Origin of the sequence: Serratia quinivorans, assembly GCF_946227985.1 — a bacterium.
Lineage (GTDB): Bacteria > Pseudomonadota > Gammaproteobacteria > Enterobacterales > Enterobacteriaceae > Serratia > Serratia quinivorans_A.
The window spans coordinates 1,633,985-1,659,142 of sequence record NZ_CAMKGL010000001.1; the positions used below are offsets into that span (position 1 = coordinate 1,633,985).

Sequence of the window (25,158 nt, forward strand, 5' to 3'; positions counted from 1 at the left end):
CTAGCCCGCTTTAGCCGGGTGTGATGTCGGCCCACAGAATAACGCTATCCTCCGTCAGCGGCGTCAGCGAACCGGAGTGCTCACCTGCCGCCCACCAGCCACCTTCACGCACCGTCAAAGTGACACCGTCACCCAAAACCCAACGTCCCTGCAACACATACAGCACGCCCGCATGTTGCACCGGCAGCGTGGTCGCCGCTGTTACGCGTTGCACCCTGGCAGCCCAGCGCCCGCGCCGGGTCATGATATTGAAATCCTGACTGCTGCCCCCCAGCAAGGTCGCCTGCAGCGCCACATCGCCGGAGAATGCGAACGGTTCGCCGACCTGTGCCAGATGATGATCAATCTGCCCTGCGCTGAACAGGTGGACACCGTCACCTTCCAGCAGGGTGATAGAGCGATCTATGCCGTTGAACGCCGAAAACGGGCCGTCCTGCGCGATGGTAGCGATACTGGCGCGCCAGTCAAAGTCCTGAGCCTCCGGCGGCCAGCAGGCAATCTCGCGGGTTTCCCCGCCGCCATTGCGCCACGGCGTGACCGGCAACGCAGCAAAATCAAAACGCGTCAGGCTCATTATGCCTCCTGCTGGAAGGTTTTCAGCACCTGCAAGAACGCCGTGCTGCTTTGCTGCTGTAACCTATGACGCCCCTGGTCGATCACCTGACGGCCGCCGACAAACACGTCGCGAATTTGTTCTTTCCCCCCGGCAAACAACCAGCGATTCAGAATGGAGGCGTCCGGCGCAGCGGCCAGGTAAGGATCGTCACCGTCCAGCACCAGCCAGTCGGCACGGTAGCCGCTTTGCAAACGACCGATCGGCGCGCCACAGGCCTGCGCTCCACCCTGCAGGGCCTGCTGGTAAAGCACGTCAGCTACCGCAGGCTGCTCTGGCGTGGTCAGGCGGTTACGCCGCTGGTCGCGCAGGCGCTGACCGTATTCGAACCAGCGCAGCTCCTCTACCACGTTGAGCGACACATGGCTGTCGGAACCTATACCCCAGCGGCCCTGATGCTGCAGATAAGCATCACCGGGGAAGATACCGTCGCCCAGATTGGCTTCGGTGGTCAGGCACAGGCCCGCCACTGCCTTGCTGCGTGCCAACTGCTCAAGTTCGTCCCGATCAAGATGGGTGGCGTGCACCAGACACCAGCGGCTATCCACCGGCAGATGCTCATACAACCAGGCCACCGGACGGCGACCGCTCCAGGACAGGCAGTCATTGACCTCTTTTTGCTGCTCGGCGATGTGGATATGCACCGGCAGCGCTTGATCGGATGCCGCCAGCACCTGCTGCATCTGGCCCAGTTCCACCGCACGCAGCGAGTGGAAGCACAAGCCCTGGTTCTGCAGGGGCTGATCCACTAACTGCCGCGCGATCGCCTGCTGTTGTTCCAGATAGCCGTCCGCATCCTGGATAAAACGTCTTTGCCCAGACTGGGCGGGCTGACCGCCGAACCCGGCGTAGCTATACAACACCGGCAATAGCGTCATGCCGATCCCCGCCTGCGCCGCCGCCTGACTAAGCCGCCCGGTCATTTCACCACGATCGGCATAAGGATTGCCGTCGGCACCGTGATGCAGATAGTGGAACTCGGCCACCTGGGTATAACCCCCTTTCAGCATTTCGATATACAGTTGACGGGCGATCACCTCGACCTGCTCCGGCGTCAGTCGTTGTACCAGGCGGTACATCAGATCGCGCCAGGTCCAGAAACTGTCCTGCGGATTGCCCGCCACCTCCGCCAGACCGGCCATCGCGCGCTGAAAGGCGTGAGAGTGAAGGTTCGGCATACCCGGCACTACGTCGCCGTGCAGTCGGGTGCAGCCCTCAGGATCGGCATCGGCAGTCACCTGTGTCAGGTGACCTTGCGCATTAACGTCCAGCCGAACGTTATGCGCCCAGCCTTCAGGAAGCAGAGCACGTGAGGCAAAATAAGCAGGCATGGCAGAATTCCACTGTTAGTGTAACGGCTAATAACGCGCGATAATCGCGCATCCGAAAAATGCACTGGCCCATCGCATTGCTGTGGCGAACCGGCCCTTAGTTGTATATACATATACATACGCCGACACCAACAGTAAACTGGTGTTATTATTTTTTTATTTGACGAGGTTAACGTCTTGGTTGATCAACAGACCGTGCTGCAACTGGCTGCTGCCATGAGCGATACCCCCGCCCCGATCTATCAACGGGTCAAGCAGGCGATCGTAAACCAAATCCGTGCCGGCCACTGGTTACCGCACCAACGCGTCCCCTCGGAAAGTGAACTGGTGGCCGAGCTTGGCGTCAGTCGCATGACCATCAACCGTGCGCTGCGCGAACTGACCACCGAAGGTTTCCTGATCCGCATGCAGGGCGTCGGGACCTTTGTCGCCGAAGCCAAAGCGCACACCGCGCTGCTGGAAGTGCATAACATCGCCGACGAAATCGCCGCCCGTGGCCACCGCCACAGCAGCAAGATCCTGCAGCTAAAGGCCCGTCCGGCCAGTGAAGAAGAAGCGCTGGCGCTAGGCATTCAACCCGGCCAGCAGCTGTTCTATTCGCAAATCGTGCATTATGAAAACGACCTGCCGGTGCAGGTGGAAGACCGCTGCGTCAATCCTCTGATAGCCCCCGACTACATGCTGCAGGATTTCGATCGCGTCACGCCTTATATCTACCTGACGCAGGCCGCCCCGCTGACCGCAGGCGAGCACATCGTGGAAGCCGTGGTGCCAACCCACCATGAGCGCGAACTGCTGCAACTGGAAGACCACGAACCCGGCCTGCTGATCCATCGCCGCACCTGGTCCGGCAAAACCGTCGTGACCTCGGCGCGCCTGCTGTACCCCGGCAGCCGCTATCAACTGTTTGGCCGCTTCACCAGCGAAGTCTGAGCCCGGCGGGTGCTGCTTTGGCACCCGTCCTTCCACAACGATCACATCCCGATAACAAATTTTTATCCCGCCTCTTGTGACAACTCAATGAATGCGCTAGGTTGTTTTTAATTGTATATACAACCATGTGGGAGCCAAGGCTCCGGCGGAGAAAAGCCATGACTTCTGAGACTCACTGCGACAGCCTGTGGTATGGGGCCGACATCGTCACCATGCGCGACGGCAAGTATCACACCCTTAGCAACGGCGCGATCGCCACGCGCGACGGCAAAATTGTCTGGCTGGGCGAATATGACGCGCTGCCGGCGACGCTTACCGCAGATGAAAGGGTGAAATTCGACGGCGGCATCATCACGCCGGGCTTTGTCGACTGCCACACCCACCTGGTGTTCGGCGGCAACCGCAGCGCAGAGTTCGAACAGCGCCTGAACGGCGTGAGCTATGCCGAGATCGCCGCTCAAGGCGGCGGCATCATTTCCACGGTCAAGGCCACCCGCGATGCCGACGAAGAACGGCTGCTGGAACAGGCTCTGTTCCGGTTACGCCCTCTGCTGGCGGAAGGCGTGACCTGCGTGGAGATCAAATCCGGTTATGGACTGACGCCGGAAAGCGAACTGAAAATGCTGCGCGTGGCGCGGCGACTGGGCGAACTGCTGCCGGTAGAGGTGAAAACCACCTGCCTGGCGGCGCACGCACTGCCGCCGGAATATGCCAATCGGGCCGACGACTATATCGATTTGGTGTGCAACACCATCATTCCTCAGGCCGCAGCCGCCGGGCTGGCTGACGCGGTTGACGCCTTTTGTGAACATCTGGCGTTCTCGCCGGCACAGGTAGCGCGAGTGTTTGCCGCCGCAGAAGCCGCCGGACTGCCGGTAAAACTGCATGCCGAACAGCTTTCCGCGCTGGGAGGCAGCGAATTGGCGGCGCAGCACCATGCGCTTTCCGCCGATCATCTGGAATATGCCACCGAGCAGGATGCCCGGGCGATGGGCGACGCCGGTACCGTTGCGGTGCTGCTGCCGGGCGCTTACTACCTGCTGCGCGAAACCCAATGCCCACCGGTTGATTTATTCCGTAAACACAACGTGGCGATGGCGATTGCCAGCGACGCCAACCCAGGCACCTCTCCGGCACTGTCGCTGCGCCTGATGATCAACATGGCCTGCACACTGTTCCGCCTGACGCCTGAAGAAGCTTTGGCGGGCGTAACGACCCACGCGGCGAAAGCGCTGGGCCTGCAGGCGAGCCACGGCACGCTGGAAACCGGCAAGGTGGCCGACTTTATACACTGGCCGCTGTCGCGACCGGCTGAACTGGCTTATTGGTTGGGTGGACAACTGCCCTGTACGGTGATTTTCCGAGGAGAAGTACGTCAATGACCATTCGCGATCCTTTTAATTTCCACGCCGGCAGCCTGCCGCTGCTGATCAGCATTCCCCACGCCGGAACCCGGCTCACTCCGGCGGTTGAGGCCGGTTTGACCGAGGAAGCTCGCCCCCTGCCCGACACCGACTGGCATATCCCGCAGTTATATGACTTTGCCCGTGCGATGGGCGCCAGCGTGCTAGTCGGTAATTACTCGCGCTTTGTCATTGACCTGAACCGCCCGGCGGACGATAAGCCGCTGTATACCACCGCCACCACTGGCCTGTACCCGGACGTGCTGTTTGACGGCCGCCCGAGCTTTCTGCCGGGCAAGGCGCCTTCTGACCAGGAACGGGCCGGCTATCTGCAGCAGATCTGGCAGCCGTACCATCAGCAGTTGCAAGCCGAACTGGCGCGGTTAAAGGCTAAACACGGCTACGCGCTGCTGTTTGATGCGCACTCTATTGCCTCGGTGATCCCACGTTTATTCGACGGTAAACTGCCGGATCTCAATCTGGGTACCAACGGCGGCGAAAGCTGCGCCCCGGCGCTGAGCGACCGTCTGGTTGCCTGTTGTGAACAACAACAGCAGTTCACCCACGTGCTTAACGGCCGCTTCAAGGGCGGTTATATCACTCGCGCTTATGGCCAACCGCACCAGCAGCAGCATGCGATCCAACTGGAGTTGGCGCAGGTGAACTACATGTCCGAGCAGTATCCCTTTGCCTTTGATCCGCAGCGCGCGGCCTCCCTGCAACGCCTGCTGAAACAAATGATCGACAGCCTGCTTGCCTGGAACGACCCGCCGCGTTAACCCTTTTCGACCCTGCTGCGGGGCCGCGTTATTGCCCCGCAGACACCACGCCCTCCGAACAGCAATTTTTTGTCGGCTGATTTTCTGGCACACGGCTACCGCCTCCCTGTCACCGTTTCGATTTGCGTACTGCATCGCAGTTTTGACCGAAAATCTGCCTATCTGGTCGGAACAGCGCACAAAACAGCGGCACAGGGATTTCGCGGTACGCGACAATCTGGCGAAAAGCCCGCTGAGGCACAAATCAGGAACTCACTCTGGAGGCGATGTATGTCTGAAATCCCACTAAACTGGCGCGCCGCGCAGGCTGTCGCCGAGCGGCTGCTGGCTGACTGGCAGCACGGCGGCGAGCCCGGTGGCGCCATTACCCTGTTCAACGCCGCACAGATCCAGGCGTGCGCCAGCGCCGGTCTGGCCGATCTGGCACAAAACACGCCTTTTACCGCCGACAGCGTGGTGCGTTACGCGTCGGTGACCAAGCATATTTTTGCCGCGCTGGCGCTGAATGCCACCGACAACGCCCTGAGCCTGGATGACCGCCTTGGCGACTTGCTGCCTGAGCTACTGGTTCCGCTGGCGGACGTCACTGTCGGCCAGGCGCTCGACATGACCAGTGGGCTGCCTGACGTGCGTGAAACCCTCGGGCTGTTGGGCATCTCGGTACATACCCGCAGCGAAGCACAACCGGTGATGCAGTTCCTTCAGGGGCTTGGCGGGCTGAACTATCCGGCCGGCAGCGAAATAACCTATACCAATACCGGCTACCGGTTGGTTGAGGCGGCGCTGCAAGCCAAGGGGTATGACTTTGACCAACTGGTGCAGCAACACATCGCCGAGCCGCTAAAAGTGCAGCTGCGGGCGCCAGAGAGCTGGTTTGACGTGGTGCCGGGGTTAACCCCCGGTTATTGGCGTTCAAAACAGGGTTGGCAACTGGCCAGTGCCGGCCTGCATCTCTCCGCCTCCGGCAGTCTGACCGGCAGCGCCAATGCCCTCACTCGCTGGTTGCAAACGCTTCTGGCCGATCAGGGGCCGGGGCGCGGCGTACTGGCGCAACTGAGCGCCCCGCGTCATCTCAATCAGGGCCAACTGAGCGCTTACGGATTGGGGCTGGCGCAAACCCCGCTCGGCAAACATCGTCTGCTGGGACACGGAGGTTCCCACGCCGGTTACAAAAGCTACTTCCTGCTGGCACCCGATCGGCAAGCCGGTGTTGCGCTGGTGGCTAACCGCGAGGACTGCGACAGTTTCGGTATGGCATTGCAGGTGATGGCCGCCTTACTGGGCGAAACACTACCGCAACGCAGCAGCGCCATTCCCGATGGCATTTACACCACGGTGGCCGATCCCTACTGGCTGGAAGTGAAGGACGGCAATGTCGCCTATATGGGGAGTGATGAATCGCTGTATCAGGCCGATGACGGCTACGCGGTCTCGCTTTCCGCCCATATGCCAATGCGGCTGAAATGGACCGGTGAAGCGGTTGAGGGTGAAGTCTGCCACGTGGCGCGCCGTTTCCTGCCGGTAACGACCAACCGCGAGTGTCTGAAACACGTGCAGGGTTTGTGGTATCACCCGCAATACCGCACCGCCTTTGAAATTTGCGGTGACCAGGTACACATCGGCGTGGGCCCCGCAGCGCAGTACGGCACTATCAGCTCTCTGGGTCAGGGCCGCATGTTGGTCGAAAGCAGTGACGGCCCGTGGCAGAAACGTTTTTGCCTGTACTTTCGTGGTTACAGCGTGGACTTGATCGCCAATCGCAGCCGGGTGCTGACCTTTCAGCGTAGCGGTGCCGGTGGCGATTAATCCTGCTGATCACCCCGGTTTGCGGGCCCGAACGGCCAGTAAGGCGGTAAACAGCCGCTGCTTGTCGGCCTCACTGAGGTTAGTCTGCGTTAGAGCATGGATGAAACTGTTACGGGCAGTTTCGGTCAGCGGGCCGGCTTTCAACTGCTGCGCCAGCCGCTGTAAAATGCGGCTGCTGAGTTCGGCAATCTGCGGCCGCACGCTATCCAGCGGGCGCGGCTGCCAGTCACTTTCCGGTTGTGCCAGCCAGTCTGCGCGGAAACGGTACTGAATTGCCTTGGCGGCATCCATTTGCGCCAGGATAAACGGCCGTACCGTGAGCGGATCCAATCCCAGGCGATTTGCCTCTGCTTGCGCGCCAGCCAGCACTTTAGACTCCTGCGCCAAGTCCTCGATCGGCAGATGCTGTTGTGCCTTGTAACCGGCAACGTCTTTCATATAAGCCAGCCGCTGATTAACCAGTTCGCCGAGCGCTGCACCACCGTCCGCCAGCGCGGAAAAGCTGACCAGGCAGCAGGCAATCAATAACGTCCTGAACATGACAATTCCCTTATCTTCTCGAAAATAACCTGGAAAAGAGTTCACCACGTTCCCCCTGCTTCAGGCAAATAAAAAGCCTCGCCGAAGCGAGGCTTTAAAACGGAAAGCGTAACTTAGTTAAATACGCCGTTGATCACCGAGGCCACCAGGGCAGTACTCAGTGCTACCAGCACCAAATCGTCACCGGCAATACGCCATTCATAGCCCGGATAGTAAGGCAGCTCGTGCAACATGGGCGATGGCACCATTTTCTTGGCGATGCCCGGAGGCAACGGCTTGCCGCGCGCCAGATTTTTTGCAATCCCCGGCGGCAAAGAGCGGTAGCCGGTCAAACCATAGTTTCGCGCCAGTGAACGTGCACGATCGCGGGAAATGCTGACGGAAACCAGCCCCTGGTCGTTCTCGTTGCCCTTGGCTTTATTACCCTGATTACCGTTGTGGCCATGACCGTTACCGTTGCCTCCTTTATCGGCCCAAACCGGGGCGGATGACAGGCCCAACGAAGCAATCAGCGCCAGCACTGTAAGAGTAGTACGACGTTTGTTCATAATGTCACTTCCTGCACGGGTTATTGCGTCACTATAAGCCTAATTTCCCCTATAAAGCATACGGAAAGCTCTGAGAGTGTGATCCCATTTAGAGACCTTTGGCAGGTAATGTTACGAAAGATTATTCCAGCGCAAAACAATTCGATAAAACCGAATTTTAAACCGAAATTTTTCTTGCAGCGAAATAGGCCTTGCCGTAGTTTGGCAGTGTCACAAAAAAGAGTTAGCTTGCTCTTTTTCGTCGCACCTCAAATCATTTATTATCATCCAGAATGATAATTCGGACGATTTCCCGCCACTCAGTGCGGGATTCTTTTTACCAATAATTAGACATCAGATGCACCGATACGGTGCTTTTTGTTGAGATTTGGTTGCCAATACTTTAAATTCAGCGTCTGAGAAACCTTAACCTCCCGCGGTGGCCAGTTGGCAACGGGTGGGCGTTCAGGAGCAAAAGACATGCAAATGACCCTCATGGAATACATCACGCAGCACTTTAATGGCGATCTTCACCGCTACGCGCAATCCGAAGGCGTGAGCCGTGAACAAATCATCAGTTGGATTGATAATGAATGCCACGTAATCAAAGGACGATTATTTATGCCGGTGCGACATTTACCCGCTGAACAAGTGCAGTGATGACGAAAAAAAATCCCGCCAAAGCGGGGTTTTCTGTTTCTGATACCACGGAAAATCAGAAGTTATAACCGGCAACCAGATAGTAACCCCAGCCGGTAGATTTGATTGGACCCTGCGGGGTACCAATATCTGCCCCATCCTGCCATTGGCCACCGTTATGGAAATAACGAGCCACGAAGGAGTAGTGCCAGTGATCGTAGTTCAGCGCCAGAATATGGCTGGAAGCGATCGAGTTGCTGGTGCGGACCTGTTTGCCAGTGCCGTCGGTCCAGTTGCTGTCTTTGCCCAGATCGGAACCAAAGTCAAAGTTGGTAAAGCCGATGTAACTCAGATTGCCGCCCCACAGTTGGGTCAGCGGCACAAAGTATTTCACCTTGAAGCGGTAACCATCCCAGCTGTTTTCGTTGGCAGCCTGGTAGTTTTCCCACTGGTATTTGGCATAGATGTTCATCGACAGGCTCATTGGCAAGCCGGTCTCGATATCGGTGCCCAGACCCATGTACCAGGTGTTCTGACGGCCGTCGGTGTCGTGGCCCAGGTCATAGATGTAGTTGTTGGCGAAGTACCATTCTTTGAATGGACCAAAGCTCAGATCGGTACCGGTCAGTTTGTCGATAGAGAAACGAGGTTCGATCTCCATAAACATCGGTGAGCCCTTGTCCCAGATGCCGCGGTCCGGGGTGTTGCCAACGCCGAAGAATTTAGGCACATCGACGTAGCCATAGAAATCAAACCAATCTTTTTTAGCGAAGGCTTCGTACTCCAGGTAAACATCGTTGTTCAACTGAGGTCCGAAACGTGTGTGGTAGCTACCCACCACGTTAACGCTCTGGTGCCACCAATCCGAGACGTATTGGCTGTCTTTGCTATCAGCCATTGATGATGCACTGTAAGACGCTGCGAGCAGGATACCTGCTGCGAGAGCTATTTTTTTCATTTTATTACCACATGCTTAAAGGGCCATTTCCTGCCCGTTAGAAAAGATGACAATGAGTCTGACGACACCTGGCGTTGCCTCCGCTTACAAACTTCTTTGGCGACGCGCGCATTATAGAAATCACCGGGTGTAAGAATCTGTGATCCAGTTATGCATTTCGCGAATAGGTAATCGATTGCGTTCACATTTGTCAAATTATGTTTCATGAAAATTCACGATCGCTGTGATTTTTATCATGCACGGTGATTTTTAAAGCAGTTTCTGTGCCAATTGTGCTCAGCACAAAAAAGTTACCGGGTCTGTCGTAGAAATGAAAAAGCCGGTGTTTTTAGCACCGGCTTTTCTTGGGAATACTGCTGAGGAAAACGGAGGATACGGCGGAACACTTGCCAGGATTCAGCTAATTGAAGGTATCGCTTTGGCGATATTTTCCTTACGGAACACCACCTCTTGCCCCGGCTGGATCTCCCACTCCTTGGGCGGGATATCCACCTTCGGCGCGGCGGCGATCACCGAACCATAAATCAGCTTGTCTTCCCGGCGCAGAATGCTGACATCAAGCTGATATTCATGGCGCAGATTGGCAGTAGTCAGGCGCACGGTATCACCACGCATATAACTTCCACCGTCAATCTCTGGCTGTTGAATGAATTGGATATCGTCTCTCATTGTTATGTTCCTTCATGTTTGTCTGCTAGTTAGATTCTAGTTCAACATTGGGCAACCGGCGGATCATTTCCGTTAGTTTCCTCGGGTTGCACGCCAACAAATTAACGATCCCAGAGTCACCATTAGCACGCCCTGCCAGAAACTTGCGGTCAGTGCGGTATTCAATACCAGTGCGGCAAACACTGCCGACAGCACCGGGGTAAAATAAGACACCGTCGCCAATAGCGTCATATTGCCGTGCAAAATACCCACATTCCATGCCGCGTACCCCGCGCCCATCGCCATGCCGGCACAGAGTAACGTCAGGGTCACCGGCAGGGTGAACTGCATGCCGCTTTCGTGGCTAAAGGCGTATTTCACCCACAGCGCAACGGCGGTCAGGGTAATAAACAGCACTACGCCGTTATGGCCCTGGGCAATTTTCTTGGTCAGATTGCAATATAACGCCCAAATTATCGCGCCACCGAAGGCCAGCGAATAACTCAATGGATTGCTGCGCACGTTTGCCAGCATTTGCGCCGGCGACCAACCGCCCTCGCCGCTCATGATCCAACCGATACCGAACAATGACAGTAATAGTCCGGGCAACAGCCACCATTTGGCCTTTTGTCCGTTAAACACCAGCGCCATCAGTACGGTGAAACAGGGCCAGAGGTAGTTGATCATCCCTACTTCGATGGCCTGCAGGCGGGTGTTGGCATAGCCCAGCGACAGCGACAGACAGATCTCATAGCTGACAAACAGCAGACTGCCGAGGATCAGATAGGCACGCGGAAACTGACGAAGGTTTGGCAGGCGCAGCGCTAACAGCAAAAAAACCGCGCTGACGCTGTAGATCATCGCAGCACCGCCAATGGGCCCCAACCCTTCGCTGACGCTGCGGATCAGGCCAACCACGCTGCTCCACAGCAGGATTGCCAGCAGACCGAGCAAAGTGGCTTTATACGAAACGGGGAGTGAAGGCATGGCGGTGATCCAATCGGTTATTTTTTATCGGTATTTTCACTCTACTGCCCGAAAGGATAAAAAGAAAGGCGGGCCCCCCCGCCTGACTCAGTTATTGCTGAGGTTGCCGTTCCAGCTGCGGTGGCGGCTGGCGGAAACGCCGGGTGAGATACGCCAGGTAACCAAAGCCCATAACCGCCCAGATCAATCCCATGGTCAGCGAGCTTTTTTCCAGGTTTAGCCACAACACGCCGACCGTTAACGCCCCGACCAAGGGCAGGAACAGATAGTTGAAGCGATCCTTCCAGCTCTTATTCCGCCCCTCGCGAATATAGAAATGACTGATCACCGACAGGTTAACGAAGGTAAAGGCCACCAGCGCACCGAAGTTGATCAATGCGGTCGCCGTGACCAGGTCAAAAGACAACGCGGACAGTGCGACCAACCCTACCAGCAGCACGTTGAGTGAAGGCGTGCGCCATTTCGGGTGGATATAGCCAAAATATTTTTCCGGAAATACGTTATCGCGGCCCATCACATACAACAGCCGCGAAACGCTGGCATGCGACGCCAGGCCCGAGGCCAGAGTGTTGATAAAGGTGACACACAGGAAAATCGACTGGAACAGCTTGCCGCCCACGTACAGCGCAATTTCCGGCAGTGCCGCATCCGGCTGATGGAAACGCTGAATGGACGGGAAAAACAGTTGGATAAAGAATGACACGCTGATGAAGATCACCCCGCCATACAGCGCAGTCAGGAAGATAGCGCGCGGGATCACCCGGGCGGCATCGGGCGTTTCTTCACACAGCGTGGTTACCGCATCAAAGCCGAGGAACGAGAAACACAAAATGGTCGCACCGGTGATAATCGGCAGTAGATGCGCATTTTCGCTGACGAAGGGTTGCAGGCTCCACACCGTCCCCAGCCCTTCACCGTTATGCAGGCCGCGCACCACCAGGAAGATAAACACCACAATGATCGCCACCTGGGCCAGTACGAACAGGGTATTGAAGTTGGCCACCAGATTGACGCTTTTCAGGTTGATGGCGGTAATGATAATCACAAAGCCCACGACCCATATCCACGGCGGCACTTCAGGGAACAACGCCGTCAGGTAAATCTTCGCCAACAGGGTATTGATCATCGGCAGGAACAGATAGTCGAGCAACGAAGACCAACCCACCAAAAAACCGACGTGCGGATTAATGGCCTTCTGCGCATAGGTGTAGGCTGAACCGGCGGTAGGGAACTGGCGCACCAGTTTGCCGTAGCTGATGGCGGTAAACAGCACGCCGGCCAGCGCCAGTATATAGGAGGCCGGTACGTGGCCGTCGGTGAGTCCGGAAACAATCCCAAAGGTGTCGAACACCGTCATTGGCGTCAGATAGGCCAGCCCCATCATCACCACCTGCCACAGCTTCAGGCTTTTACGCAGTTGCGGCTTGGCCGCCTCATTGACGTCAGTCACATTAGTCGTCATGGCTCTTCCCCTCGTTGTCCTCTGCTGGTAACCGTTTAACGTCATTCAGAGAGGCCGCGGGGAAACTGCTGCTCAGGCGGCGGGAGGTACGATTTAAAGACACTAAAACTCGGCCAGCGGCTGGCCCGTATTCACTGCGGCACAGGCAGATGCCTGCGCAGACGGATGAAACAGTTATGGCTGTCATGGTTATTTCCTCGCCGGCGTCCTGTACGCCAAAGTGGAAGCAATGCTTTACCGCAGCGCGCAGCATCGCAGGCCACAGGATAGCCGGCGGAATGCGCCATACGCGCGCGGTAGGATTGGCGTCGAGCGGGTCAGGCGTTTTTCAGCATCCACTCGATTTCGGTTTCGGTGATCAGGCGCTCGAACTGCACCAGCTCATCCGTTTTACAAGCCAGGTAAACATGGCTGAACCTTTCGCCCAGCAGGGCATTGAGTACCGGCTGATGCTCAAATTCATACAACGCATCGCTTTGGCGGATCGGGAACGGCAGCCCCTCCTGCTCCAGCCCGTTGCCGGTGACCGGCTCTTGCAGCGGCAGCGTGGTTTCCAGGCCGTAGACAATGCCTGCCAGAATGGTCGCCATGACCAGATAAGGGTTGGCGTCAGCACCGGCTACGCGATATTCCACGCGATGACTGTCGCGATCGCCGCAGGGAATGCGCAGCGCCACGGTGCGGTTGTTATGGCCCCAGGACGCCTGGGTCGGCACATACATGCCCGGCTGGAAACGACGATAGGCGTTAACGTTCGGTGCCAGCAACGCAATAGAAGAAGGCATCAGGGCAATCATCCCGGCCAGCGCCTGTTTCAGCAGCGCGGAGTCTTCACCGTCATCATCTGCCAGTACGTTGTTGCCCTGCCGATCCAGCATGCTGATATGAACATGCATGCCGCTACCGGCGTGTTCTTCGTAGGGCTTGGCCATAAAGGTGGCCTGCATGTTGTGATTTTCCGCCACCATGCGGATCAGGCGTTTTAACGCCAGCGCATGGTCACAGGCCTGCAGGACGTTGTCGGTATGATGCAGGTTAACTTCAAACTGGCCGGGTGAGGCCTCCGCCACCGCGCCATCGGCCGGCAGGCCCTGCATACGCGCCAATTCGTCAATCTCGCTCAACACATCGGCAAAGTGGTTGAGGTTATCGACCGAGTACACCTGGCTCTGGGTGTTGCGTTCCTGGGTGCCCGGCGCACACGGCGGCTGCAGATAGCCTTCCGAATCGCGCTGGCGATCGATGAGATAGAACTCCAACTCTACCGCTACTACGGGGGATAACCCGCGCTGACGCAAACGCTGCCACACTCGGTTCAGCACATTGCGCGGTTCAACGTCAAAGGGAGTACCATCTTCATCGAGCATGGTGAGCAACACCTGGCCGATATATTGCGGATCCGCCGCCGACGGTGTCAGGGTGCCCAGTACCGGCACACAGATATGGTCCGGCTCGCCCAGCTCCTGCCCCAGTCCGGCTTCCTCAACCACGTTGCCGAGAATATCCATTGCAAACACCGACGCCGGGAAGTAACACCCCTTCTCCAGCTTGCTCAACCCAGCGACCGGGATACGTTTGCCGCGGAAGCTGCCGTTAAGGTCGGTCAGCAGAACGTCAACGTGCTGAGTTAATGGATAACGCTCCAGGTAGTTCTTCACTTCACGCTGGAACGCGCTACTTCGCTTTTCTTCATGATGCTGAACAAAGTTTTCCACTTCTACTATGTTGGTCTGCATGATTCACCCGCCATGTATGTTTTTGTCTGTGGTTCTCACACTTATTGCCGTCGATGTTTTTTGACCATCTTGCTCAATATAATGTCCACCAATGAAACATAGATGCAACAAAATTGTTTTGCAAGTGTTACTTTGAGTTTGAATATTGCCCATTTGACTGCTAGATTTATAAAATATTGAACGAAAACGGCACTGGAGAAGCTTATCGTTCATAATTTCGAACATACCAAGGGGATAGCATGGGCAATATATTTAACAGACCAGTGGTCGGCGTAGTGATGTGCAGGTATAGGTTAAACGAGCACCTCACTCAGACCTTGCAAGAAAAGTACCTAAATGCCGTAGTTGCTGCAGGAGGGCTGCCAATCGCCCTGCCACACGCGCTGGCGGAACCGAAACTTCTGGAAGAATTGCTGGAGCACCTTGACGGTATTCTGCTGCCGGGCAGCCCCAGTAATGTGCAGCCGCACCTTTATGGTGAAAACGGCGATGAGCCTGACGCCGATCCCGGGCGAGATGAATTGAGCCTGGCACTGATCCGCCACTCGCTCGACAGGCGCATTCCCCTTTTCGCCATTTGCCGCGGTATGCAAGAAATGGTGGTCGCCAGCCAGGGCACCCTGCACCGTCGGCTGTTTGAATTACCCGAACTGCTCGAACACCGTGAAGATCACGACCTGCCGCTGGAACAACAATACGCCCCCGCCCACGAAGTCATCGTTCAGGAAGGCGGCTTGCTCTCGCAGCTGATACCGGATTGCAACCGATTCTGGGTCAACTCACTGCATGGCCAGGGGGCAAAAAGCCTCGGCCCTGGCGTACGCATTGAGGCCCACGCCGCCGATGGGTTGGTGGAGGCCATCAGTCTGCGCGACCAGCCTTTTGCGTTGGGTGTGCAATGGCACCCGGAATGGAACAGTGAGGAGTACGCCCTGTCACGCCTGCTGTTTGAGGGGTTCATTAGCGCCTGTCGGAACTATCAAAAGGAAAAACGCCCATGAGCGATGTCAGCTTGGCACCGGGAAAACGCCTGTCGCAAATCCGCCAGCAATTGGGATTATCGCAGCGCCGCGCGGCCGAACTGTCTGGATTAACCCACAGCGCCATCAGCACCATCGAGCAGGACAAGGTCAGCCCGGCCATCAGTACCTTGCAAAAACTGCTGACGGTATACGGGCTGTCACTGTCGGCGTTTTTCGCCGAACCGGAAATACCGGATGAACCACAGATTGTTATCGACAGCCAGGATCTGATTGAGATTGGCAGCCAGGGGGTATCGATGAAATTGATCCACAACGGCGACCCTAATCGCACCCTGGCGATGATGATCGAAACCTATGAACCGGGTACCACCACCGGCGAACGTATCAAGCATCAGGGGGAAGAGATCGGCACCCTGCTGGAAGGTGAAGTGGTACTGCAGGTCAACGGGCAGGCCTATCACCTGCTGGCGGGCCAGAGCTACGCCATCAACACCGGCATTCCCCACAGTTTCAGCAACACGTCGGCGCGGATTTGCCGGATTATCAGCGCCCATACGCCGACGACATTCTGATCAACGGAGCAAGGTATGGACTTCCACCATTTGCAGTATTGGCAACACCGGGCGCAAGCCCTGAAAATTGAGAACCGACTGTTTATCAATGGCCGCTACCAGCAGGCCGTCGAAGGCCAAACCTTTGCCGTGGAGGATCCTGCCGGGCAACGCGAGTTGACCCAGGTTGCCCGGGGCAGCGGCGTCGATATCGATCTCGCGGTCTGCGCAGCGCGTGAAGTATTTGAGCGCGGTGACTGGTCCAGGGCGGCTCCGGCACAGCGAAAAGCCACTTTGTTGCAGTTGGCGAACCTGATGGAACAGCATCAGGAGGAACTGGCGCTGCTGGAAACGCTGGATACCGGCAAGCCGATCCGCCATAGCCTGCGCGATGACGTACCGGGAGCCATCCGCTGCCTGCGCTGGTACGCCGAAGCGGTCGACAAGGTTTATGGTGAAATCGCCCCCACCGGCGGTGATGCGCTGGCGTTGATTGAACGCGAGCCGATCGGCGTAGTGGGTGCCATAGTGCCGTGGAATTTCCCGCTGTTATTAGCCTGCTGGAAACTCGGTCCGGCGCTGGCCAGCGGCAATAGCGTGATCCTTAAGCCCTCCGAGAAATCCCCGTTGACCGCGATCTATCTGGGCAAGCTGGCCCAGTTGGCCGGTCTGCCGGACGGCGTGCTGAACATCGTGCCCGGCTACGGTCATGATGCCGGCAAGGCGCTGGCGCTGCACAACGACGTCGACGCCCTGACCTTTACCGGATCCACCCAGGTCGCCAAACAGCTGATGATTTACGCCGGCCAATCCAATATGAAGCGGGTCTGGCTGGAGGCTGGCGGCAAGAGCGCCAATATCATCTTTGCCGACTGCCCGGATCTGGACAAGGCCGCGCAGAGTGCCGCCGCCGGCATCTTCTATAATCAGGGACAGGTGTGCATTGCCGGCACCCGGCTGCTGGTGGAAGAGAGTATTCAGCAGGCGTTCTTAGAGGCGCTACGGCGACATGCGGCAGCCTTCGCCCCGGGCGATCCGCTCGATCCGGCGACGGTGATGGGCACGCTGATCGATCAGGGCCACTGCGAGAAAGTGGCTGACTATATCGAACAGGGTCTGAGCCAGGGCGCCGACCTGTTCCTCGACGGTCGCGAACACCCACAAAACGGTCATGTCGGCTACCTCGGCCCGACCATTCTTACCCAGGTGGATAACACCATGAGCGTGGCGCGTGACGAGATTTTCGGCCCGGTGCTGGCGGTCACCAGTTTTAGCGGTGAACAGCAGGCCATGCAGTTGGCCAACGATAGCGAATACGGTCTGGGTGCCGCCATCTGGACGCGTGACCTGTCCCGCGCCCATCGACTGGCTCGCCAGTTAAAAGCCGGTACGGTGTTCGTCAATAACTACAACGACGGCGATATGACGGTGCCCTTCGGCGGCTACAAGCAAAGCGGTAACGGTCGCGACAAATCGCTGCACGCGCTGGAAAAATTCACCGAACTGAAAACCACCTGGATTTCGCTGGAATAAGGGCAGATATCATGACTGAACATGTAAAAAGCTATTATGCGGCCTCGGCCAACAGCCACGCGCCCTACCCGCAGTTAAATGACTCGATCGAATGCGACGTCTGCATCGTCGGCGGTGGCTATACCGGTCTGTCTTCCGCACTGTTTCTGGTGGAAGCCGGTTATAACGTGGTGTTGCTGGAGTCTGCGCGCATCGGTTTCGGTGCCAGCGGCCGTAATGGCGGCCAACTGGTCAACTCTTACAGCCGCGATATTGACGTGATTGAACAACGCTATGGGGCAGAAAGCGCCCGCGTTCTCGGCAGTATGATGTTTGAGGGCGCAGAGATCATTCGCAGCCGTATCCAAAGGTACGCCATCGAATGTGACTATCGCCCCGGCGGCATCTTCGCCGCACTGAACAACCGGCAATACCACGCGTTGATCGAGCAGAAGCAGAACTGGGAACGCTACGGTAATACTCAACTTGAGCTGCTGGACGCCGGACGTATCCGTCAAGAGGTCAATAGCGATCGCTACGTCGGCGCGCTGCTGGATCATAGCGGTGGTCATATTCATCCATTGAATCTGGCGCTCGGTGAAGCCGAAGCCATTCGTCTGCAGGGTGGGCGGATCTTCGAGCAATCGGCCGTGACCAACATCCGCCACGGCGAACCGGCCATGGTCAGCACCGCCAATGGGCAGGTGAAGGCGCGTTATGTGATCGTGGCCGGTAATGCTTATCTGGGCGATAAACTGGAGCCAAGACTCGCCAAACGCAGTATGCCTTGCGGCACACAGGTGGTGGCCACCGAGCCGCTGGCACCGGAAGTGGCGCAGTCGCTGATCCCACAAAATTACTGCGTCGAGGACTGTAACTATCTGCTGGATTATTACCGCATTACCGGTGATAACCGCCTGCTGTACGGCGGTGGCGTGGTGTACGGAGCCCGCGATCCGGACGATATCGACAACCTGATCCGCCCCAAACTGCTGAAAACCTTCCCGCAGTTGAAAGGGGTGAATATCGACTACCGCTGGACCGGCAATTTCCTGCTGACGCTGTCACGTATGCCGCAGTTCGGCCGATTGGAAAATAACGTCTATTACATGCAGGGCTACAGCGGCCACGGCGTGACCTGTACCCATCTGGCGGGTAAATTGATTGCCGAGTTAATGCAGGGCGATGCGGAACGCTTCGATGCCTTTGCCAAGCTGCCACACCTGCCGTTCTTCGGCGGTCGCAACCTGCAGATCCCGTTTACCGCCATTGGCGCAGCCTACTACCAGCTGCGCGATCGGATTGGCGTGTAAGGTTCACAGGCCCGGCGATGCCGGGCCTGATGATTAACGCTTAAACAATCTTCGGTTGGCCGTCTGAGGCGGTCGCCCCACCGTCAACCGGGATATTGGCACCGTTGATAAAGCTGGCGTCGTCACTGGCCAGGAATGCCATCACCGCCGCCACTTCTTCCGGCTCTGCCGCTCGGCCCAAAGCAATGCGCTCGTTGAATTTGTCGCGAATTTCCTGCGGCCAGCCGTTGGTCATATTGGTTTTTACCAGGCTCGGGCACACCGAGTTCACCCGCACGCCGTCACCGCCGTGATCCAATGCCATGGCTCGCGTCAGGTTTACCACTGCCCCTTTGGCCGCGCAGTAGTATGCCGCGCCCCAGTCGCCGCCCAGGCCAGAAACCGAAGCGGTGTTAACGATGCAGCCTTTGGTTTTCAGCAGATAGGGCATGGCAAACTTGGAACAGAACACCACGCCGTCGATATCAACGCCGGCGATGCGACGCCAATCAGCTACGCTGGTTTCCAGCACGCTGCCCGCCACGTGCACACCGGCATTGTTCAGCAGCACGTCGATGCGGCCCAATTTATCCGCCACTTCATTCATCATTTTTTCAACCGCGACGTGGTCAGAAACGTCGATATGCACCGCCAGCGCCTTGCCTTTCGGCAACGATGCCGCCACTTTGTCTACCGCTTCCTTCGCCCAGTCAGCCAGCACCACGGTAGCGCCCTCAGCAGAAAACCGGCGTGCCGCCGCTTCCCCCATTCCGTTGCCTGCCCCGGTGATGATGACCACTTTATTGTCGAAACGCATAAGAACTCCTCCATGTGAATGTATTTTTATAAATCATACAAATACTGATTGAGTCCGAGGATAAAACTCGTGGGCGCAGAGAGACAGTCAAAACGTGCGGTTTACTAATCACAAAGAGGTATCTGGTGCAAATTCAATGCGCTAAGTCAGGCATTATCGGAATTAAGCCAAGTATTTGATAGGGTTAATAAAATTTATCACAGTAACTATTCCCGATGTGCATTATCACCTATCAATAAGTTCCGTACCGGCGCGATAACGCCGTTGGCATGCACAAAGAGCCATCGCCTTCACCTGCCTTTATCGTTCCTTAAATAGAACGATGCATCCTGAGTTAACCCTCTAGCGGAATTTCCCCCTGCCCCTACACTGTTTCCAAGCACTGAGATTACATCTTGGTTAGGCAGCATTAATTGTTTTCAGCGTCCCGATTACAGAGGAATAAAAGATGAGCACTCCAGCAAACTTTAATGGCCAGCGTCCTGTTATTGATGCCAATGACGCGGTCATGTTGTTGATTGACCACCAGAGTGGCCTGTTCCAAACCGTCGGCGATATGCCAATGACGGAACTGCGCGCTCGCGCTGGTGCACTGGCCAGTATCGCTACGCTGAGCAAGTTGCCGGTCATTACCACAGCATCAGTACCGCAAGGTCCGAATGGACCTTTGATCCCTGAGATCCACCAAAATGCCCCGCATGCGCAATATGTGGCGCGCAAAGGTGAGATCAACGCCTGGGATAACCCTGATTTTGTGGCAGCCGTTAAAGCGACCGGCCGCAAAACCCTGATTATCGCCGGTACCATCACCAGTGTTTGCATGGCCTTCCCGTCGATCAGCGCCGTTGCCGAAGGCTATAAAGTCTTTGCCGTTATCGACGCCTCAGGCACCTATTCGAAAATGGCGCAGGAAATTACCCTGGCGCGTGTGGTGCAGGCAGGTGTGGTACCGATCGATACCGCCGGCGTGGCCTCTGAACTTCAGGGCAGTTGGAATCGCGAGGACGCACAACAATGGGCCGAGGTTTACACCAAAATCTTCCCTGCGTATCAACTGCTGATTGAAAGCTACGTTAAAGCCCAGGACGTAGTGAAAAATAACGAAGTGCTGGATTCCCAGCGCGGCTAACGCTCATGCTCCGGCTGGTCTGCTTCTCCCTGGGCCAGCCCTGCTCGCCTGAGCAATATGCATAAAAAAACCCCGGCTTTCGGCCAGGGTCATCAATGTTTGTCGGTCACTTTCCCGACTGTCATGTTATGGCGTAAGCGTCCGTCCAACACTCCAACCTTACGCAGCCTAAGCACAACTTTTTCACAACAGAAAAATAGACTGAATTACTGCCGTTATTATTATTACGGCGCCAATCGTTTTTGCTGTTGCCAATAACTTTCGTTATTGAGACAGGCTAAATACCGTTATTTTTAGATAAACTCCGGGTAATCCCGGAGTTTATTCAGGTAATTCTTTTATTTCTTAGCTGCTCCGGTTTATACCTTCTTCGCTATCGTAAGAAATAAAACACTACCTATAAATTATAAAACTACTACGTTGCCGGCAGAAGGACCCTTCTGACCGTTTTCGATAGTGAATTCAACGCGCTGACCTTCATCAAGCGTTTTGAAATCGTTGCTCTGGATAGCAGAGAAGTGCACGAACACGTCTTTGCTGCCGTCTGCCGGAGAGATAAAGCCAAAACCTTTACCTGCATCAAACCATTTTACCAAACCAGTCATTTTAGTAGACATAGATATTTCCTTTATATTTTTGAGACGCCATAAGGCGATTGAGGTCTGTTTTTATTGGAAACTTACTTGGGCACTAGAGAAGGAAATTCGCGGAAGAAGAGGTATCTATGGGATATCACTAATACTGAGAACTGCTTTACTAAAACTGCTTTCATAAGGTCTGTACTACAAACCGATGACGCTATTTATACACGAGGGATTTATTTAAGCAAGGAATATTTATTATAATATTTATACACACCATTTATTATTCAACCACCGCTACCCCCTTAGCCGTGCCCCGTAAGGGCCCGACGGCCCCAGAGTGCTAAAAGGCTTAGCCGATAACCGCAATGCCCAGCCGTTCCATCATCTGGAACACCTGGTAACTGTCCAGCTTCACGCCCTGCAGGTCGGTACCGCGCAGATCCAGCTCACCCAGTTCCGAATTGGTCAAATCACAATGGGTAAAGTTGGCGGCACGCCAATCAAACGACGCAAACTCGCCACCAGACAGATCCGAACCGCTAAAAGTCGCGCCGAGGATCTGCGCACTGTTCCAGCGATTTTCCCACAGCTCACATTTCTCCAGTACCACTTTCGAAAAGTTGGCGTAACTCAGGTTGCTTTTGGTGATATAAGCGCTGCAAAACCAGGTGCGCGAAGTGATCATATTCATAAAGCTGGCACCACGAAAGTCTGCGCCCTGCGCACGACACTCGCGGATTTCGATACCCAGCGCGCTGGCATTTCTGAAGTCCGCCATCGACAGATCACAGCTTTTAAAGCTGGCATCCTTCAACAACGCACGGCTGAAATTAGCGCCCTGCTGGCTCTCGCGATCGTAAAACTGACAGCCGATAAACTCGGTACCGGTCAGGTCAACACCCGAAAAATCGCAGTTAATAAAGCTGCCGTTTTCAATTTTCTTGCCGGTAAAACGGCCATGAGCAATTTTTTCACCATCCACTATCAGCGTCATTGCGATACCCCTGTTTATTTGTACAGTCAATCGCGCATTATAAGCAGATCCTGGGGACGGAGAAAAACGCTTTACCCGAATTTATCCCTCTCACAGCACAAAAAAACACATACGTGTTGATACCCCTCAAGCTTGCCTGACCTGGAGTCGGTTCATGTTCACGCCGGTAGCCTGGGCATGCAATACGCCCTGTTCAATTAACGCATACAGGCGGAAATTCAAAAAGGTGTCGCCCACCGAATAGGGAGTATTCACCATGGCGTTTCCCACCACCCTGGAGCCCTGGGTATACTCGCTCGGGCAATGTTCCAGCAGCAGCGGATCGTAGTAATCCAACGCTTTCCCCTGCACTTCTCCCTGCGTAAAAATCCTCACGGGTGCAGTGTCCGCCAACAACCGCCGCCAGTCTTCAATGAGCGCCACTTTATCTTCTTGAGTCAATTCACGCCGACGGATCCACAGTGGCTCCAACATGTCTACCGGACACCAGTTGGTGCTCATCCGCCCGGTGTGTTCGGTGACGTTAACCACAAAGACCTGCCGCTCGCCGATCAGCGGCAACAGCGCGCGCAACATCAGTTGCTCATCGGGGTTATCGCCAATCCACAGAGTCACCTGACCGGTGACGGCGGCTAGCTGTATTTTTAAGCTTTCCACTACCGCCAAACGCTGTACGGAAGTGTCCCACTCCGGCGCGTAAACCGATTGGTGCAGATCGCGAAACCAGCGGGACCTCGCCTGCTGTCCCTGATCATCATCCAGCGCACACAGCGGCCCGAATGACAAGGTATCGGTGAATTCCAATACGTCCTCTCCGGGGTAGGCCAGCCGTACGCAGCCCCCCGACAGGGCGATATGCACATCCTTCATCAATGATCTCCTCCGCCTATTCCTTAAAATAATCCTGAAGGATTTTGCCAACATTTCTGCGCAGTCACTAGACAAAAAATCCGAATTTGCCTGCCCAAATGACACAAAAAAACCGCCCTTGGGCGGTTTATTATCGCTGACGGAATTTATTTCAGCGCTTCCTGGATCGCATCAGCCATCGGGCCAATATGCTTTTCAGCGGCCTTCAACTGAAAATCCACACCGTTGCCGTCGTTGGTATCAGACAGCGTGGCCTTGATCAGCTCCAGCGCCGCCTGCACCGCCACCAGTCTTTTATGTTGCTCATCCGTGATCGGTTTGGAGCTCATCGTCGTCGGATAGTATTGCTCTAACATCGTTCTCTCCTTGTGATTAGGCTAGTGGCTAACTTAACAGAATTTAAAGATATTTCTAATGGATCGCGCCGCATAATCCACATTCTCTGCGTTGATGTATGCCGCAGTCAAATCAACATGGTGAATAAGTGAACTATAATTGGGCGAACTGAGGTTTTCAGCAGGTAGCCCATTATGTCATTTCAAGGTAGCTGTCACTGCGGCGCCGTCACCTTTACGGTGAACGCCGATCTGCCCCATGAGGCTCTGAGTTGCAACTGTTCAATCTGTCGCCGTAAAGGCATGTTGCTGGCGTTTTTCCCAATCGACAGCTTTGTGCTTAACAGCGGGGAAGACCAAATTCGCGGTTATACCTTTAATAAACACATCATTCAGCACCAGTTCTGCCAGACCTGCGGTACTGAGGCTTTTGCCTACGGAAAAGGCCCGGATGGTGCGGCAATGTGCGCCGTCAATCTTCGTTGCGTGCCGGAATTGGCGCTGGATTCGTTGAAAATCCATCCGTTTGATGGCGCCAGCGCCTGAATAGTCATCAGGCGGGATATCCCCGCCTGCCTGCTACTCCAGATAAAACACTTCGGTTAACGCCTCGCTCACCGGGCTGTTATCGGCATGGCTGGGCATCAGTTCACGCATCGAAAGCCACCAGCGTTGACATACCTCTGTCGCCGCTACGGCCTGCCAGCGCGCTTCTGACTCAATCTCCACCACTGCAAACAGCAGGTTGCGACCGCTATCAAGGAAGATACTGTAGTGGTGCGCGCCGTGCTGCTTTAAGGTCTGCGCCAGCTCCGGCCAGATTGGCGCATGGCGACGCTGATATTCCTGATGTGCATCGGGGTGTATCTGCATGACAAACGCCTTGCGGATCATAGCTCACGCACCACATTCAGCGCCGCCGCCCAGGGCTTAACCTCGAAGCGTTCGCCCAGCGCGATCAACTGCGCTTTACTGATGGTTTGCTTCATGCCGTTCATCGATAGCACCTTCACCAGTACCTGAGCCGATTTTTCCGCAGTGTCGATCAGGCCGAAGGCTTCGTCCAAAGAGGGGCCGCTGGCGAAAATACCGTGGAACGGCCACAGTACCAACGAGTGCGACCCCATCTGCTGCGAGGTTTGCTCACCAATGCCGTCGGTACCCGGCACCATCCAGGGCACAATACCAACGCCGTCCGGGAACACCACCAGGCATTCGGTGCTGCCTTCCCACAGCATGCGGGTGAAACTCGCCGAGTCCAGCTCCAGCACATAGCTCAGGGCGATCAGGTTGGTGGCGTGGCAGTGCATAATCACCCGGTCACGTCCGTCGGTCAGGGTTTTGCGCACGCAGTGTGACTGCAAGTGCGATGCCAGCTCCGACGTCGGCACGCCGCCGTTGGTCAACCCCCAGTGAATACTGTAGGCGTGGCCATCCTCGCTAATGCGCAGCAATACCAGGCTATCGGCCGGATCGAGCTGCACATTGCGGAAAAACTTGCCGGAGCCGGTCACCAGGAACCAACAGTTAGCCAATTCCACCGCCGGTAGGTTCAGTTCGACGCGGCGGGGTTGAGGATAAAAATCCGCCGCGTACGGCTGTACCTCTTCGTCCAGCAGACGCAGGCTGACGTTGCCGCCGTTACGTTCATCCCAGCCTTTCAGCCACATATCCGCGGTGGCTTTCACCATGCCCTGAACAAACCATGAAGAAAGAAGTTGTTGCATAC

27 protein-coding genes are annotated in these 25,158 nt (G+C 56.0%); 11 read left to right on the forward strand and 16 right to left on the reverse strand.

Annotated features, from left to right (window positions below; all coding sequences use genetic code 11):
* Positions 1 to 10 precede the first annotated feature (10 nt).
* The gene (locus tag OCH02_RS07690; protein ID WP_261430648.1) at positions 11 to 574 is read right to left on the reverse strand and encodes a HutD family protein; all 564 of its coding nucleotides are present in this window, start codon (positions 572 to 574) and stop codon (positions 11 to 13) included.
* Positions 574 to 1,944: a formimidoylglutamate deiminase gene (locus OCH02_RS07695; protein WP_261430649.1), complete on the reverse strand. Its 1,371-nt coding sequence runs from the start codon at positions 1,942 to 1,944 to the stop codon at positions 574 to 576. Before OCH02_RS07695 ends, OCH02_RS07690 begins: the two co-directional genes overlap by 1 nt.
* Positions 1,945 to 2,121: 177 nt before the next feature.
* Between OCH02_RS07695 and hutC the strand changes: the two genes are divergently transcribed.
* From hutC to OCH02_RS07715, 4 genes are all read left to right on the forward strand, one after another.
* Positions 2,122 to 2,877, forward strand: coding sequence for a histidine utilization repressor (gene hutC / locus OCH02_RS07700; RefSeq protein WP_261430650.1), 756 nt, complete (start codon positions 2,122 to 2,124; stop codon positions 2,875 to 2,877).
* A gap of 158 nt (positions 2,878 to 3,035) precedes the next feature.
* On the forward strand, positions 3,036 to 4,259 hold the full coding sequence (hutI, locus tag OCH02_RS07705) for an imidazolonepropionase (RefSeq protein ID WP_261430651.1): 1,224 nt from the start codon (positions 3,036 to 3,038) through the stop codon (positions 4,257 to 4,259).
* On the forward strand, positions 4,256 to 5,059 hold the full coding sequence (gene hutG, locus OCH02_RS07710) for an N-formylglutamate deformylase (RefSeq protein ID WP_261430652.1): 804 nt from the start codon (positions 4,256 to 4,258) through the stop codon (positions 5,057 to 5,059). The genes hutI and hutG overlap by 4 nt, the downstream gene beginning before the upstream one ends.
* 270 nt (positions 5,060 to 5,329) lie before the next feature.
* Positions 5,330 to 6,865 carry a serine hydrolase domain-containing protein gene (locus tag OCH02_RS07715; RefSeq protein WP_261430653.1) on the forward strand — a complete coding sequence of 512 codons (1,536 nt, stop codon included), beginning with the start codon at positions 5,330 to 5,332 and terminating at the stop codon, positions 6,863 to 6,865.
* A gap of 9 nt (positions 6,866 to 6,874) precedes the next feature.
* Here the strand turns inward: OCH02_RS07715 and OCH02_RS07720 are convergent, their stop codons facing one another.
* Positions 6,875 to 7,405: a chorismate mutase gene (locus tag OCH02_RS07720; protein WP_261430654.1), complete on the reverse strand. Its 531-nt coding sequence runs from the start codon at positions 7,403 to 7,405 to the stop codon at positions 6,875 to 6,877.
* Between the two features lie 113 nt (positions 7,406 to 7,518).
* On the reverse strand, positions 7,519 to 7,953 hold the full coding sequence (locus OCH02_RS07725; protein ID WP_261430656.1) for an RcnB family protein: 435 nt from the start codon (positions 7,951 to 7,953) through the stop codon (positions 7,519 to 7,521).
* A 459-nt stretch (positions 7,954 to 8,412) separates the two neighbouring features.
* Here OCH02_RS07725 and OCH02_RS07730 point away from each other — a divergent pair, with 459 nt between their 5' ends.
* Positions 8,413 to 8,592, forward strand: coding sequence for a hypothetical protein (locus OCH02_RS07730; RefSeq protein WP_041418544.1), 180 nt, complete (start codon positions 8,413 to 8,415; stop codon positions 8,590 to 8,592).
* Between the two features lie 55 nt (positions 8,593 to 8,647).
* On the opposite strand, the gene OCH02_RS07735 is transcribed toward OCH02_RS07730, so the two are convergent.
* From OCH02_RS07735 to OCH02_RS07755, 5 genes are all read right to left on the reverse strand, one after another.
* Positions 8,648 to 9,529 (reverse strand): nucleoside-specific channel-forming protein Tsx, encoded by an 882-nt coding sequence (locus tag OCH02_RS07735; RefSeq protein WP_135316228.1) that lies wholly within the window; start codon positions 9,527 to 9,529, stop codon positions 8,648 to 8,650.
* Positions 9,530 to 9,925: 396 nt separating this feature from the next.
* The gene (locus OCH02_RS07740) at positions 9,926 to 10,198 is read right to left on the reverse strand and encodes a hypothetical protein (protein WP_174352580.1); all 273 of its coding nucleotides are present in this window, start codon (positions 10,196 to 10,198) and stop codon (positions 9,926 to 9,928) included.
* 72 nt (positions 10,199 to 10,270) lie between these two features.
* Positions 10,271 to 11,164, reverse strand: a complete 894-nt coding sequence (gene yddG, locus OCH02_RS07745; protein WP_261430657.1) for an aromatic amino acid DMT transporter YddG — start codon at positions 11,162 to 11,164, stop codon at positions 10,271 to 10,273.
* A gap of 91 nt (positions 11,165 to 11,255) precedes the next feature.
* Positions 11,256 to 12,626 (reverse strand): APC family permease, encoded by a 1,371-nt coding sequence (locus OCH02_RS07750; RefSeq protein WP_261430658.1) that lies wholly within the window; start codon positions 12,624 to 12,626, stop codon positions 11,256 to 11,258.
* Between the two features lie 317 nt (positions 12,627 to 12,943).
* On the reverse strand, positions 12,944 to 14,362 hold the full coding sequence (locus OCH02_RS07755) for a glutamine synthetase family protein (RefSeq protein ID WP_012006490.1): 1,419 nt from the start codon (positions 14,360 to 14,362) through the stop codon (positions 12,944 to 12,946).
* Between the two features lie 239 nt (positions 14,363 to 14,601).
* Between OCH02_RS07755 and puuD the strand changes: the two genes are divergently transcribed.
* Genes puuD through OCH02_RS07775 form a run of 4 tightly spaced genes read left to right on the forward strand, consistent with a single transcriptional unit; the run spans position 14,602 to position 18,721 of the window.
* A complete protein-coding gene (gene puuD / locus OCH02_RS07760; protein WP_261430659.1) occupies positions 14,602 to 15,363 on the forward strand; it encodes a gamma-glutamyl-gamma-aminobutyrate hydrolase in 762 nt (253 codons plus the stop codon).
* Positions 15,360 to 15,917, forward strand: coding sequence for an HTH-type transcriptional regulator PuuR (gene puuR / locus OCH02_RS07765; RefSeq protein ID WP_085116363.1), 558 nt, complete (start codon positions 15,360 to 15,362; stop codon positions 15,915 to 15,917). Before puuD ends, puuR begins: the two co-directional genes overlap by 4 nt.
* A gap of 15 nt (positions 15,918 to 15,932) precedes the next feature.
* Positions 15,933 to 17,429 carry an aldehyde dehydrogenase PuuC gene (gene puuC / locus OCH02_RS07770; protein WP_261430660.1) on the forward strand — a complete coding sequence of 499 codons (1,497 nt, stop codon included), beginning with the start codon at positions 15,933 to 15,935 and terminating at the stop codon, positions 17,427 to 17,429.
* Between the two features lie 11 nt (positions 17,430 to 17,440).
* Positions 17,441 to 18,721: an NAD(P)/FAD-dependent oxidoreductase gene (locus OCH02_RS07775; protein WP_261430661.1), complete on the forward strand. Its 1,281-nt coding sequence runs from the start codon at positions 17,441 to 17,443 to the stop codon at positions 18,719 to 18,721.
* Between the two features lie 40 nt (positions 18,722 to 18,761).
* Here OCH02_RS07775 and OCH02_RS07780 read toward each other — a convergent pair whose 3' ends face one another.
* Positions 18,762 to 19,517 carry an SDR family NAD(P)-dependent oxidoreductase gene (locus tag OCH02_RS07780; protein WP_261106852.1) on the reverse strand — a complete coding sequence of 252 codons (756 nt, stop codon included), beginning with the start codon at positions 19,515 to 19,517 and terminating at the stop codon, positions 18,762 to 18,764.
* A 448-nt stretch (positions 19,518 to 19,965) separates the two neighbouring features.
* Between OCH02_RS07780 and OCH02_RS07785 the strand changes: the two genes are divergently transcribed.
* Positions 19,966 to 20,646, forward strand: coding sequence for a hydrolase (locus OCH02_RS07785; RefSeq protein ID WP_261430662.1), 681 nt, complete (start codon positions 19,966 to 19,968; stop codon positions 20,644 to 20,646).
* Between the two features lie 404 nt (positions 20,647 to 21,050).
* On the opposite strand, the gene cspA is transcribed toward OCH02_RS07785, so the two are convergent.
* The 4 genes from cspA to OCH02_RS07805 form a co-directional block, all read right to left on the reverse strand.
* Positions 21,051 to 21,263 (reverse strand): RNA chaperone/antiterminator CspA, encoded by a 213-nt coding sequence (cspA, locus tag OCH02_RS07790; protein ID WP_012006483.1) that lies wholly within the window; start codon positions 21,261 to 21,263, stop codon positions 21,051 to 21,053.
* A 316-nt stretch (positions 21,264 to 21,579) separates the two neighbouring features.
* A complete protein-coding gene (locus tag OCH02_RS07795) occupies positions 21,580 to 22,224 on the reverse strand; it encodes a Qnr family pentapeptide repeat protein (protein WP_261430663.1) in 645 nt (214 codons plus the stop codon).
* 126 nt (positions 22,225 to 22,350) lie between these two features.
* Complete coding sequence (locus tag OCH02_RS07800) at positions 22,351 to 23,094, reverse strand: DUF1835 domain-containing protein (protein WP_261430665.1); 744 nt, start codon at positions 23,092 to 23,094, stop codon at positions 22,351 to 22,353.
* 146 nt (positions 23,095 to 23,240) lie between these two features.
* A complete protein-coding gene (locus tag OCH02_RS07805) occupies positions 23,241 to 23,450 on the reverse strand; it encodes a hypothetical protein (RefSeq protein ID WP_012006479.1) in 210 nt (69 codons plus the stop codon).
* Between the two features lie 174 nt (positions 23,451 to 23,624).
* On the opposite strand from OCH02_RS07805, the gene OCH02_RS07810 reads away from it, so the two are divergent.
* The gene (locus OCH02_RS07810; protein ID WP_174352590.1) at positions 23,625 to 23,975 is read left to right on the forward strand and encodes a GFA family protein; all 351 of its coding nucleotides are present in this window, start codon (positions 23,625 to 23,627) and stop codon (positions 23,973 to 23,975) included.
* A gap of 33 nt (positions 23,976 to 24,008) precedes the next feature.
* Here OCH02_RS07810 and rhaM read toward each other — a convergent pair whose 3' ends face one another.
* On the reverse strand, positions 24,009 to 24,323 hold the full coding sequence (gene rhaM, locus OCH02_RS07815) for an L-rhamnose mutarotase (protein WP_261088665.1): 315 nt from the start codon (positions 24,321 to 24,323) through the stop codon (positions 24,009 to 24,011).
* Positions 24,320 to 25,156 (reverse strand): rhamnulose-1-phosphate aldolase, encoded by an 837-nt coding sequence (rhaD, locus tag OCH02_RS07820; RefSeq protein WP_261430666.1) that lies wholly within the window; start codon positions 25,154 to 25,156, stop codon positions 24,320 to 24,322. The genes rhaM and rhaD overlap by 4 nt, the downstream gene beginning before the upstream one ends.
* Between the last annotated feature and the right edge of the window lie 2 nt (positions 25,157 to 25,158).

Coding starts and splice junctions, on each gene's coding strand:
- OCH02_RS07690 (WP_261430648.1), bottom strand. CDS start 574: ATGAGCCTGACGCGTTTTGATTTTGCTGCGTTGCCGGTCACGCCGTGG.
- OCH02_RS07695 (WP_261430649.1), bottom strand. CDS start 1,944: ATGCCTGCTTATTTTGCCTCACGTGCTCTGCTTCCTGAAGGCTGGGCG.
- hutI (WP_261430651.1), top strand. CDS start 3,036: ATGACTTCTGAGACTCACTGCGACAGCCTGTGGTATGGGGCCGACATC.
- hutG (WP_261430652.1), top strand. CDS start 4,256: ATGACCATTCGCGATCCTTTTAATTTCCACGCCGGCAGCCTGCCGCTG.
- OCH02_RS07715 (WP_261430653.1), top strand. CDS start 5,330: ATGTCTGAAATCCCACTAAACTGGCGCGCCGCGCAGGCTGTCGCCGAG.
- OCH02_RS07720 (WP_261430654.1), bottom strand. CDS start 7,405: ATGTTCAGGACGTTATTGATTGCCTGCTGCCTGGTCAGCTTTTCCGCG.
- OCH02_RS07725 (WP_261430656.1), bottom strand. CDS start 7,953: ATGAACAAACGTCGTACTACTCTTACAGTGCTGGCGCTGATTGCTTCG.
- OCH02_RS07730 (WP_041418544.1), top strand. CDS start 8,413: ATGCAAATGACCCTCATGGAATACATCACGCAGCACTTTAATGGCGAT.
- OCH02_RS07735 (WP_135316228.1), bottom strand. CDS start 9,529: ATGAAAAAAATAGCTCTCGCAGCAGGTATCCTGCTCGCAGCGTCTTAC.
- OCH02_RS07740 (WP_174352580.1), bottom strand. CDS start 10,198: ATGAGAGACGATATCCAATTCATTCAACAGCCAGAGATTGACGGTGGA.
- yddG (WP_261430657.1), bottom strand. CDS start 11,164: ATGCCTTCACTCCCCGTTTCGTATAAAGCCACTTTGCTCGGTCTGCTG.
- OCH02_RS07750 (WP_261430658.1), bottom strand. CDS start 12,626: ATGACGACTAATGTGACTGACGTCAATGAGGCGGCCAAGCCGCAACTG.
- OCH02_RS07755 (WP_012006490.1), bottom strand. CDS start 14,362: ATGCAGACCAACATAGTAGAAGTGGAAAACTTTGTTCAGCATCATGAA.
- puuD (WP_261430659.1), top strand. CDS start 14,602: ATGGGCAATATATTTAACAGACCAGTGGTCGGCGTAGTGATGTGCAGG.
- puuR (WP_085116363.1), top strand. CDS start 15,360: ATGAGCGATGTCAGCTTGGCACCGGGAAAACGCCTGTCGCAAATCCGC.
- puuC (WP_261430660.1), top strand. CDS start 15,933: ATGGACTTCCACCATTTGCAGTATTGGCAACACCGGGCGCAAGCCCTG.
- OCH02_RS07775 (WP_261430661.1), top strand. CDS start 17,441: ATGACTGAACATGTAAAAAGCTATTATGCGGCCTCGGCCAACAGCCAC.
- OCH02_RS07780 (WP_261106852.1), bottom strand. CDS start 19,517: ATGCGTTTCGACAATAAAGTGGTCATCATCACCGGGGCAGGCAACGGA.
- OCH02_RS07785 (WP_261430662.1), top strand. CDS start 19,966: ATGAGCACTCCAGCAAACTTTAATGGCCAGCGTCCTGTTATTGATGCC.
- cspA (WP_012006483.1), bottom strand. CDS start 21,263: ATGTCTACTAAAATGACTGGTTTGGTAAAATGGTTTGATGCAGGTAAA.
- OCH02_RS07795 (WP_261430663.1), bottom strand. CDS start 22,224: ATGACGCTGATAGTGGATGGTGAAAAAATTGCTCATGGCCGTTTTACC.
- OCH02_RS07800 (WP_261430665.1), bottom strand. CDS start 23,094: ATGAAGGATGTGCATATCGCCCTGTCGGGGGGCTGCGTACGGCTGGCC.
- OCH02_RS07805 (WP_012006479.1), bottom strand. CDS start 23,450: ATGTTAGAGCAATACTATCCGACGACGATGAGCTCCAAACCGATCACG.
- OCH02_RS07810 (WP_174352590.1), top strand. CDS start 23,625: ATGTCATTTCAAGGTAGCTGTCACTGCGGCGCCGTCACCTTTACGGTG.
- rhaM (WP_261088665.1), bottom strand. CDS start 24,323: ATGATCCGCAAGGCGTTTGTCATGCAGATACACCCCGATGCACATCAG.
- rhaD (WP_261430666.1), bottom strand. CDS start 25,156: ATGCAACAACTTCTTTCTTCATGGTTTGTTCAGGGCATGGTGAAAGCC.